This is a genomic window from Allobosea sp. P2_B12 (genome assembly GCF_056404835.1).
This window is the reverse complement of the sequence record NZ_JBFUDG010000001.1, coordinates 464,640-473,880: the sequence shown is the minus strand read 5'-3', so window position 1 is coordinate 473,880 and position 9,241 is coordinate 464,640. Positions and strand designations below refer to the sequence as shown.

At 67.4% G+C, this 9,241-nt stretch carries 11 protein-coding genes; 8 read left to right on the top strand and 3 right to left on the bottom strand.

The genetic code is table 11. From position 1 onward, the window contains the following. Positions 1 to 32 precede the first annotated feature (32 nt). Positions 33 to 725, bottom strand: coding sequence for a hypothetical protein (locus tag AC1DYU_RS02350; RefSeq protein ID WP_476790236.1), 693 nt, complete (start codon positions 723 to 725; stop codon positions 33 to 35). A 250-nt stretch (positions 726 to 975) separates the two neighbouring features. On the opposite strand from AC1DYU_RS02350, the gene AC1DYU_RS02345 reads away from it, so the two are divergent. From AC1DYU_RS02345 to AC1DYU_RS02330, 4 genes are all read left to right on the top strand, one after another. Next, a complete protein-coding gene (locus AC1DYU_RS02345; protein WP_158485802.1) occupies positions 976 to 1,404 on the top strand; it encodes a hypothetical protein in 429 nt (142 codons plus the stop codon). 135 nt (positions 1,405 to 1,539) lie between these two features. Further along, the gene (locus AC1DYU_RS02340) at positions 1,540 to 2,523 is read left to right on the top strand and encodes an MBL fold metallo-hydrolase (RefSeq protein WP_158485803.1); all 984 of its coding nucleotides are present in this window, start codon (positions 1,540 to 1,542) and stop codon (positions 2,521 to 2,523) included. Positions 2,524 to 2,670: 147 nt separating this feature from the next. Continuing rightward, positions 2,671 to 3,444, top strand: a complete 774-nt coding sequence (locus AC1DYU_RS02335; protein WP_158485804.1) for an NAD kinase — start codon at positions 2,671 to 2,673, stop codon at positions 3,442 to 3,444. A gap of 396 nt (positions 3,445 to 3,840) precedes the next feature. Next, positions 3,841 to 4,422, top strand: a complete 582-nt coding sequence (locus AC1DYU_RS02330; protein ID WP_476790235.1) for a hypothetical protein — start codon at positions 3,841 to 3,843, stop codon at positions 4,420 to 4,422. Positions 4,423 to 4,625: 203 nt separating this feature from the next. Here the strand turns inward: AC1DYU_RS02330 and AC1DYU_RS02325 are convergent, their stop codons facing one another. After that, positions 4,626 to 5,840, bottom strand: coding sequence for a DUF2336 domain-containing protein (locus AC1DYU_RS02325; protein WP_476790234.1), 1,215 nt, complete (start codon positions 5,838 to 5,840; stop codon positions 4,626 to 4,628). Continuing rightward, positions 5,837 to 6,919 (bottom strand): lytic transglycosylase domain-containing protein, encoded by a 1,083-nt coding sequence (locus AC1DYU_RS02320; RefSeq protein WP_476790233.1) that lies wholly within the window; start codon positions 6,917 to 6,919, stop codon positions 5,837 to 5,839. Before AC1DYU_RS02320 ends, AC1DYU_RS02325 begins: the two co-directional genes overlap by 4 nt. A gap of 149 nt (positions 6,920 to 7,068) precedes the next feature. On the opposite strand from AC1DYU_RS02320, the gene AC1DYU_RS02315 reads away from it, so the two are divergent. From AC1DYU_RS02315 to AC1DYU_RS02300, 4 genes are all read left to right on the top strand, one after another. After that, positions 7,069 to 7,566, top strand: a complete 498-nt coding sequence (locus AC1DYU_RS02315; protein WP_158485809.1) for a MaoC family dehydratase — start codon at positions 7,069 to 7,071, stop codon at positions 7,564 to 7,566. Between the two features lie 5 nt (positions 7,567 to 7,571). After that, positions 7,572 to 8,450, top strand: coding sequence for an HpcH/HpaI aldolase/citrate lyase family protein (locus tag AC1DYU_RS02310; protein ID WP_476790232.1), 879 nt, complete (start codon positions 7,572 to 7,574; stop codon positions 8,448 to 8,450). Between the two features lie 72 nt (positions 8,451 to 8,522). Next, positions 8,523 to 8,774, top strand: coding sequence for an AbrB/MazE/SpoVT family DNA-binding domain-containing protein (locus AC1DYU_RS02305; protein WP_476790231.1), 252 nt, complete (start codon positions 8,523 to 8,525; stop codon positions 8,772 to 8,774). Continuing rightward, positions 8,771 to 9,169 carry a type II toxin-antitoxin system VapC family toxin gene (locus AC1DYU_RS02300; RefSeq protein WP_476790230.1) on the top strand — a complete coding sequence of 133 codons (399 nt, stop codon included), beginning with the start codon at positions 8,771 to 8,773 and terminating at the stop codon, positions 9,167 to 9,169. The genes AC1DYU_RS02305 and AC1DYU_RS02300 overlap by 4 nt, the downstream gene beginning before the upstream one ends. Positions 9,170 to 9,241: the final 72 nt, after the last annotated feature.

Below are 9,241 nucleotides of genomic sequence, written 5' to 3'. Positions count from 1 at the left end.
CGTCGGCGCCATTCTGGAACACACCCAGCACGTCATCGGCGCGCGGATTCGTCCCGCCATAGCCGATGGCATCGAAATAGCCGCGCAGGTCGAAGCCGTCCTTGTCGCCTCCCTCGTTCAGATCGAGGAGCGTGTCGGTGCCCTCGCCCCAACCGACGACGAAGAGGTCGGAACCCGCCCCGCCCGCGAGGATGTCGGCGCCGGTGCCGCCGCAGAGTAGTCCGAGCCGGCCCGGCCGAACAGGATATCGCCGCCGCCCCGCCGTTGCGCGACGCAGCGATCGCCGGCCTGCTCTGTTCGCCAGCGATCTCGCCCGTCACGGTAAAACCCGTAACCGACGAAAAATCGTCGGGGAAGCGTTCGCCAAGGATGTTGCGGCCGGTCTGGAACTGCACCGGATGGGCATCTGCGCGCACCGACATCACGCCGGTGCTCACGGCCACGGCATCGAACTGCAGCGCTCCGAAGCGCGAGGAATAGTTGACCTGAGAGCCCCCCGCCTCGACCGTGCCGAAGGCCGATACCGGCTGGGTTCCGAACAAGGCGATCGGGCCGGAGGCCAGGTTGAAGCTCGAAGCGGCGTTGTGGATCAGCAGATCGCCATTGGCCGTTGGCGTGAGATCGTAAAGCGATGCGACGGAGACGGACGTGCCGAAAGCGCCAGGCAGGCGGAACGCGACAGTCGTGGCGACGATCTGGTCGATTCCGAAACGGACAAGGTCCATGACAGGCCTCGGGGAACGGGGTAGCCGCTTGAAGGTCTTATGATGCGGCGCTGCCAGCCGTCTATGCGCAGTGCAACAGGCTTCCGCGGCAGCCTTGCCTCTGGCGCGTCCCAGATTCTCCGATTCCCTCTCGGGCGGGATGACGCCACACCACGAGACAGCGGATAGCAACGCCAAGATCACCGGCTTGCATCTTGCGAGACGTGCCCAAAAGGCGGATCGTCGCCCTGCCTTGCAAGATGAAGCGACCATGGACAAACCCGACAACCTCCTTGCCCTCGCGGACCGCTGCGAAGCCACCGCCAAGCCCGACCGGGCGCTCGACGCAGACATCTACGAAGCGCTGGGCTTCACCGTCCGGCGCAAACCCAGGCATCTCCTCAACCGGCGGACGCCTGCGGGCGGCATCTACCAGCAGGGCGCGCTCTGGAAGGCGCTTGGCTCCGTCAGCGCCAACATCGACGTGGCGGTCGGCCTGCTCAAGCAGAAGGCCCCCGGCTGGAGCTGGAGCGTGCAATGCGTGGTCGGCGAGGACGCTGCCGCCTTCCAGGCGCTCGTCGCCGAATGCTCGGGCAACGGCACGGTCGGCGCGCTCGCGCTTTGCGCGGCGATGCTGCGCGCCTTCGCCGGCACGGACACCGGCCGCGAGCGTGGCAACCCGGCGCTGCAGCAAGATTGACGCTGAAGCCGGACGGGTAGCCGCTCACGAAAACTTGACCTCGTCATGACCTTGCGACAGCGGCGGGCAATTGCACCCTGCGCGCCGCTCGCTAGGGTCCAGCGCAGGCTCCACCCGAGCCGAGGGAGACAAGCAATGACTGATTTCAACCCGTCACGCCGTGGCGTGATTGCCGGCGCCGGCGCGCTTGCCGTTGCCGCCACATTGGACCTGCCCGGGCTCGGCCCGGCCTATGCGCAAGGAGCTCCCGTGAATCAGGCCCCCGGTTTCTACCGCTACAAGATCGGTGACATCACCATCACCGCGATCAATGACGGCTTCGCCAGGCGCCCCCTCGAGGGCTTTGTCCGCAACGCCGAGCTCACCGATGTCAAGAAGGCGATGGAGCAGGCCTTCCTGCCTGCCGACGCGCTGAACATCAGCTTCACCACGCTGGCGATCCAGCAGGGTGGCAAGCTGACCTTGATCGACACCGGCAACGGCGATTCCGGTGCGCCGACCTCGGGCACCTGGGCAGCCAATTTCAAGGCTGCCGGCTTCGACGCCAAGGACGTCTCGACCGTCGTGTTCAGCCATTTCCATGGCGATCACATTAACGGCTTCCGCCTTAAGGACGGCACCGCAATGTTCCCCAATGCCGAGGTGATGGTGCCGTCGGCGGAATGGGCCTTCTGGATGGACGACGCCAAGATGGGCGCCGCTCCCGAGGGTATGAAGGGTGCCTTCGCCGGCGTCCGCCGCGTCTTCGGCCCCGTCGCCAAGGATGTGAAGCAGTATGAGGGCGGCAAGGAGATCCTGCCCGGCATCACCGCAATTGCGGCGCCCGGTCATACGCCGGGCCACACCGTCTTCGCGGTGACCTCGGGCGCCGGCAAGATGATGATCATGTCGGACACCACGAACCACCCTGCCCTGTTCGTGCGCAACCCCGACTGGTCGGCCGTCTTCGACATGGACGGCGCGCAAGCCGCCGCGACGCGGCGCAAGCTCCTCGACATGGTCTCGGCCGACAAGATGCAGGTCGCCTTCTACCATGCGCCCTTCCCGGCAACCGGCTACATCGCCAAGTCCGGCAACGGCTTCGAAATGGTGCCGGTGCAGTGGAGCACCGCGATCTGACGATCGGCTAACCGACACAGACGAGAGGCCGGGGGCGACCTCGGCCTTTTTCATGGCCAATTTTCTGGCCTGCCCGCTCGCGATCCTCCTGTCGCCCATGCTAAGGCACGGCCTGCGCCGCCAAGGCGCGCCGCTTCAGGACCCGCGATGACCGAGCGCTTCCAGGCCATCTCATTCGTCGCCAGCGAAACCCCGGAGGCGCAGGCCGCGCTGGTCAAGCTGACCGAGCGCTACGGCAATGCCGATACCGCGACGGCAGACGTCATCGTGGCGCTCGGCGGCGACGGGCTGATGCTGCAGACGCTGCATCGCTTCATCGGCACGGGCACGCCGATCTACGGCATGAATCGCGGCTCCGTCGGCTTCCTGATGAACGAATTCCGCGAACGCGGCCTGCGCAAGAAGCTCTCCGAGGCGCAGCGCAGCGTCGTCCACCCGCTCTCGATGCGGGCCATCGACCAGGACGGCACCGAGGTCAGGGCCGAAGCGATCAACGAGGTCTCGCTGCTGCGCCGATCCTACCAGGCGGCCAAGCTCAGGATCTCGATCGACGGGCAGGTCCGGCTGACCGAGCTCGTTGCCGACGGCGTGCTGCTGGCGACGCCGGCCGGCTCGACCGCCTACAACCTCTCGGCCAACGGCCCGATCCTGCCGCTCGATGCCCCCCTGCTGGCGCTGACGCCGATCTCCGCTTTCCGGCCGCGGCGCTGGCGCGGCGCCCTCCTGCCCGACCATGCCAAGGTGACGATCGAGGTGCTGGAGGCGCAGAAGCGCCCCGTCAGCGCGGTCGCCGACCACGTCCAGATCGACAATGTCCTGCGCGTCGAGATCGAGATCGACCGCACGATCGACCTCGTCATGCTCCACGACCCCGGCCACAGCCTCGACGAGCGGATTCTGCGCGAGCAGTTCGGATATTGAGGGGAGCGGATGCATAGCCGGGCCGGGCGCCAAGAGAGTTTTCGCTCCTGCCGTAGGGACAGGCGCGTCGATTGCGTGTAGCCTCCGTGTAACGGCCGATATCAGAATGGCCGACAGGGAGAGAGCTATGAAGAACGTGCTGTTGGCGATCTGCCTGGTCGGCAGTTCAGTGGCTCTCATTCCGACGGAGGCGGGTGCTGTCGTCTGCGCTCGCGGCGTGGTTCGTGCGGGCTGCGTTTCCGCTGGTGGCGCAGCCGCCGTCCGCCGCCCAGTCGTTGTCGCGCCGAGAGCGGTGGTCGTCACGCCGCGAGCCGTGGTCGTTGCACCCCGTCGCGCCGTGGTCAGGCGGCCCGTTCGCTACTGAGATAACTGCTTTTGGAAACCAGGAGAATTCCGATGCTGAAGCGGATGAGCATGATCCTCGCGATCGCCCTTGCGGCCGGGACGGCTGGCTGTGCGACCTCCCCGACGGTGACCCGTCAGACCGTCATCGTCGCGGGCGTCGGCCCGGTTGAAGTCGAGCAGCTGAATGTGGAGGTCGTCGATGTGGAACCAGCCGATCGCATCGTGCGCGTCCGTCAAGGCCGCAACATTTGGCAGGTTGCGGTGCCGGAGGTGTTCGGCACGCTGCAAAACATCAACGCAGGCGACCGCGTCGAGATCCGGCGCGTCGAAGGGGTGATCCTCGGGGCCAGACGTGCCCGCAAGGGCGCCCAGCCCAGCGTCATCTATACAGAAGCCGCCAGCGATCCATCCTTCCAGGGCCTGCCGGAGAAATTCGTCGTGCGATCGCTGACGTTGACGGCGCGGTTCGAGAATTTCGATCCGGCGACCCGCGTCGTGAACTATGTCGGGCCGGCTGGGCCGCGGACCCATACGGTGTCCGATCCTGTCATCCAGAACGATCTCAGGCGCCTCAAGCGCGGCGACATGGTCGAGCTGACCTTCGCCGAAGCCTTTCACTTCCAGAAATACTGAGACGAGGCCTGCAGCCCATTTCGTGACACCGAAATGGAGCGCTTCATAAAGCCGGGGCGCGCAAACGCGCCCCTTGCCTGACCGAACCTACTGACTGGCTGTCCAATCGCCGTCGGTCGGAGTCCGTTCAGGACCAAATCGAACCATGACCATGCGGGAATGCCGGCCATCGGGAGGCCGACTGCAGGTTGGAGCCCAACCCCTCAAGCCGCCTGCCTGATATCCCCGATCTCCAGCTCGACCAGCAGCGCCGGATCGGCCTCGACCAGATAGGCCAGCGCCGCATCGTCGGCGAGCGAGTCGGCCATCGCCCTGGCTTCCTCGCGCGCCGCTTCGGCATCCATGCGGCGCAGCAGCCCCATCAGCGCACCGCCATCCAGATCGTCCCGCATTTCGCAGGCGATCAGAACCTCGCGCAGCAAAGCGCGGTCGATGCCGCGCCCGGTCCCGCCGGCATCGAAACCGCGCGCATTGAGCGTCGCGATGGCGGCCGTGAAGGCGGGCTGGAGCGAGACCGGCAGGCCCGCCTTGCGATAGAGAGCCTTGAGGCCGGCGCCGCGACGATCGCGCAATAGCGCCGCCACGCGCGCCGCCGGTAGATCGGACAGCGCCACGAAGGCGGCCTCCGCCAATGCGGGCTCGCCTGAGAGCAGCGAGCGCAGCATCAAGCCCGGCGTCAGCCGCCCGTTGAGCCGCAGCACGTCGACGATGGCCGGGGCATCGCTGTCCTCGCCGCCAGCCGCCAGCGCCACGGCAACGCGCTCGGTCGATTCGCGCGCCAGCCTGGCGCTGCGCTCGGGCGTCAGCCAGCCGCAGCCGGTGACGAAGCTCGCCAGCGCATCCGAGACCTTGGCGGCGATCGCCTGCCTCAAGCCGGCGGGCAGATCGGCGCGCGCCAGCAGCGCCTCGCGCAGCGCGCCGCTCTCGCCGGCACGCTCGACCATCCGCTCCAGCGAGAAATCCGGGATATCGGCGGTGCGGTTGCCGGCCAGCGTGACCAGCGCCTCCTCGCCGCCGACCTCGGCCAGCGCGGCACAGACGCTCGCCGGCAGAGCGGGGCGCATCGCCACGGCGCGCTGGGCCAGCGTGTCGCCGATCGCGGCGGCATCGACCAGATCGGCTTCGGTCAGGACAGGCGAATGGGCCAGCACCAGGGCTGCGACATCGCTCTGCTCGGCGATCAGTCCGAGCACCAGGTTGCGCGGCGCGCGCGGGGACGAGGCCATCTCCTCGGCGATCGCCCGGCGCACCCGTGGCGAAGGATCGTCGATCAGCGACATCAGCGCCGTCTCGGCCTCGGCGCGGTCTTCCTCGGCCATGCCGGAGCGGAGATAGGCCCCCGCCAGCGCGGCCGCGCCATTGGCCCGCGCCTCGGCATTGGCCGTGCGGGCCCAGAGCAGGAAGCGGCGAACGATCATCGACCGCTCCGCTGGATCATGAAGGAGGACAGGTCGAGCGGCGCGCGGCGCGCCCGTGTGGTGGGACGCTCCTGGGCAACAGCGGCAGGCTGGGTCAACTCGACCGGGCGCGAGGGCGGCAGCGGCGCACCTATGGCCTTGGCAACGGATGCGTTCGCGGCAGCGGCGTCCGACGCCGTCGGCGCCACGGCGGTCGCGTCGGTTTTCGTCTGGCGTGGGAAATAGCGCTCGGCCGCGTCGAGCGATGCCGTACGCGTCCCGCCTGGGCGCGGCGTAGTCCAGAGATTGGCAACGGCCTGCGAGACCGGCGCGCGCGAGCCTTCGGTTGAGAACAGGCCGATCAACCCCTTGGCCCGACCGGGAGCCAGGGCGGCGGCGATTTCGGCGGGCTTGTCGCCGCCTTGCACGGTCGCGCCGCCGATGGCTGCAGGCGTGGTTGCGGCGGCCAGCTGGGTGTTGGCGTGGCTCGCCGCAAGCACGCCATAGACCTCCTGAGCGCTGCGCGCCCGGCCGGTCTTGTCAAAGAAGATGCCGCGATTGGCGGCCGCAGCGTCGGGAAAATCTTTGGCCGCGCTGCGGGTCGGGTCGTTTGCTGCCGCGCGGATGAGCTCGGAGGCGCCGCGCGCACCGAGCACATGTGCCATGTAGAGCTCGCCGGCATGCGGCTGACGGCCGAGCGCGCCGGCAAGCTGCTCGCGGTTCTTCTGGGTAAAGGCACCCGCCATCACGGCGGCGACCTGCGGATCCTTGCGGAGCTCCAAGATTTTCTCGCGGGCGGCCGGATCTGCGACCGTGAGGCGACCGCCGGTCTCACTGATCGCGTCGGCATAGCTGGACAGCCCCTGCTTGGGCCCCTCCTGCTTCACCATCGACAGCCAGGTCTGCTCGATGAACTGGAACAGGCCTGTCGCGCTCGAGGTCTTGGCCTTGGCGTCGGGCTCGAGCGACGATTCCCGCTGCGCCGTCTTCAGCAGATAATCGAAGCCGGCGCCGGTCTTCGCCGCGCCATCGCGGATGGCGCTGACGACCGGATTGGCCGGCTGGGCTTCTCGCGTCTGCGGGGTGGTAAACAGGAACATCGAGCTACTCGGGCGACTCCGCCGCCGGCGGCCGCCGCATGACGTTGCGGCGCTGTGTGGAGAGTGGCCCGGTTATGGTAAGCGAACGGTTAATCGCGAGGAATCGCCAGGGCTGCTGCATCGCCCTGACAGCATCAGGGAGAATGTCGATGCCAGAGCTGAAGCGCCACAAACGCGGCGGAATCTATTTCGAGGATTTCGAGATCGGCGCCATCATCGAGCACAGGCTGACCCGCACGGTGACGCAGATGGACAACATGCTGTTCTCGAACATGACCCTCAACCCGCAACCCCTTCATATCGATGCGCATTTCTGCGCGACCGAGACCGAATGGGGCCAACCGCTGATGAACTCGCTGTTCACGCTGGGGCTGATGATCGGTATCTCCGTCAACGACACGACGGTCGGCACAACGATCGGCAATCTCGGCATGACCGACGTCATCTTCCCGGCGCCGCTTTTCGAGGGCGACACGATCAACTGCACCACCGAGATCGTCGCCAAGCGCGAATCGCGCTCGCGGCCCGATGCCGGCATCGTCGAGTTCGAGCACAAGGCCTACAAGCAGGACGGCACGCTGGTGGCGCAATGCCGACGTCAGGCCTTCATGCGCCGGCATCCCACGCCCGCCACCGTCTCGGTCTGACGCGCATGCGCTCGCTCCTCTTCGTTCCCGGCGACAGCCCCCGCAAGCAGCAGAAGGGCCTCGACAGCGGCGCCGACGCGCTGATTCTCGATCTCGAGGATTCCGTGGCGCTCGACGCCAAGCCCCACGCCCGCGAGGTCACCCGTGCCTTCCTGGAAGCCGCCCGCGCCCTGCCCCGGCGGCCGCGCCTGATCGTGCGCGTCAACGCGCTCTCGACCGGGCTGACGGATGCCGATCTCGATGCGGTCATGCCGGGCGCGCCCGATGCGATCATGCTGCCCAAATCGGAGGGGGGCATCGACGTCAGCCATCTCGGCGCCAAGATCGCCGTGCGCGAGGCGGAGTGCGACCTGCCGGACGGCCAGACCAGGATCATCCCGATCGCCACCGAGACCGGCAAGGGCATCTTCGGCCTGGGCAGCTATGCGGGTGCGACGCACCGGCTGGCGGGCCTAACCTGGGGCGCGGAGGATCTCTCCGCCGATCTCGGCGCCGAGACCAACCGGTTGGAGAACGGCACCTACACCGATCCCTACCGCCTCGCCCGCTCGCTGACGCTGTTTGCTGCGGCCGCAGCCCAGGTCGACGCGATCGACACCGTTTTCACCGCCTTTCGCGATGCGGAGGGCTTCCGCGCCGAGTGCCTCGCGGCACGGCGCGACGGCTTCACCGGCAAGATGGCGATCCATCCCGATCAGGTCGCCCCGATCAACAAGATCTTCACCCCCTCGCCCGAGACGCTGGCCCGGGCCGAGGCGATCATCGCGCTGTTTGCAGCCAATCCCGGCGTCGGCGTGATCGGGCTCGATGGCGAAATGCTGGATCGTCCCCATCTGATCAGGGCACAGCGCATCAAGGCACGCGCCGGGAAGCTGGCCGGCTGAAAAGCGCTGGCCCGATTTTGACTGTAAGGCATTTTCGCCTTACGTTGAGTTCTCCATCGTGAGGCTCGCGCCATGGCAACGCTCACCGTTACCGCGAAGGGCCAGGTCACCCTGCGCAAGGAGCTGCTCGATCATCTCGGCGTCCGCCCAGGAGACAAGCTCTCGCTGGACAAGCTTCCGGATGGGCGCGTCGAGATCAAAGCCTCACGTCCGTCTGGCGCCATCACGGATGCCTTCGGCTTGCTGAAGCGCCCAGGCGGCCCGATCCTGACGATCGAGGAGATGAACACCATCGCAGCACGCGGCTGGGCCGGGCGGCGATGAAGATCACGGCTGATACGAATGTTCTTGTGCGGGCGCTGGTGGAGGATGACGAACGGCAGAGCCGGATCGCGCAGGCCGAACTCGCCAAGGCGGAGATGGTGGCGATCCCGCTGCCCGCGCTTTGCGAACTGGTCTGGGTGCTGTCCCAAGGCTACCGCGTGCCCTCCTTGGAGATTGCGGAAGCGATCCGCCGGCTCGCGAATGGCGCCAACGTTGCCATAGACCGGCCGGCCATGGAGGCAGGTCTCGCTCAGCTCGACGCCGGCGGAGACTTCGCTGACGGCGTCATCGCCTATGAAGGCCGTTGGCTGGGCGCCGAGACCTTCGTCTCCTTCGACCGGAAAGCGGTGCGGCTGCTGACCGAGCGCGGGGAGCCCAGCCGGCTTCTGTCCTGAGAACTGGCACGAGCAGATCGCCGTTCCCATATCGGAAGCAACACGAGGTCGCCACGTTCAGACATTGGCCGA

Excerpts from the sequence above, each read along its gene's own strand:
- AC1DYU_RS02350 (WP_476790236.1), bottom strand. The coding sequence starts at position 725 with ATGGACCTTGTCCGTTTCGGAATCGACCAGATCGTCGCCACGACTGTC.
- AC1DYU_RS02345 (WP_158485802.1), top strand. The coding sequence starts at position 976 with ATGGACAAACCCGACAACCTCCTTGCCCTCGCGGACCGCTGCGAAGCC.
- AC1DYU_RS02340 (WP_158485803.1), top strand. The coding sequence starts at position 1,540 with ATGACTGATTTCAACCCGTCACGCCGTGGCGTGATTGCCGGCGCCGGC.
- AC1DYU_RS02335 (WP_158485804.1), top strand. The coding sequence starts at position 2,671 with ATGACCGAGCGCTTCCAGGCCATCTCATTCGTCGCCAGCGAAACCCCG.
- AC1DYU_RS02330 (WP_476790235.1), top strand. The coding sequence starts at position 3,841 with ATGCTGAAGCGGATGAGCATGATCCTCGCGATCGCCCTTGCGGCCGGG.
- AC1DYU_RS02325 (WP_476790234.1), bottom strand. The coding sequence starts at position 5,840 with ATGATCGTTCGCCGCTTCCTGCTCTGGGCCCGCACGGCCAATGCCGAG.
- AC1DYU_RS02320 (WP_476790233.1), bottom strand. The coding sequence starts at position 6,919 with ATGTTCCTGTTTACCACCCCGCAGACGCGAGAAGCCCAGCCGGCCAAT.
- AC1DYU_RS02315 (WP_158485809.1), top strand. The coding sequence starts at position 7,069 with ATGCCAGAGCTGAAGCGCCACAAACGCGGCGGAATCTATTTCGAGGAT.
- AC1DYU_RS02310 (WP_476790232.1), top strand. The coding sequence starts at position 7,572 with ATGCGCTCGCTCCTCTTCGTTCCCGGCGACAGCCCCCGCAAGCAGCAG.
- AC1DYU_RS02305 (WP_476790231.1), top strand. The coding sequence starts at position 8,523 with ATGGCAACGCTCACCGTTACCGCGAAGGGCCAGGTCACCCTGCGCAAG.
- AC1DYU_RS02300 (WP_476790230.1), top strand. The coding sequence starts at position 8,771 with ATGAAGATCACGGCTGATACGAATGTTCTTGTGCGGGCGCTGGTGGAG.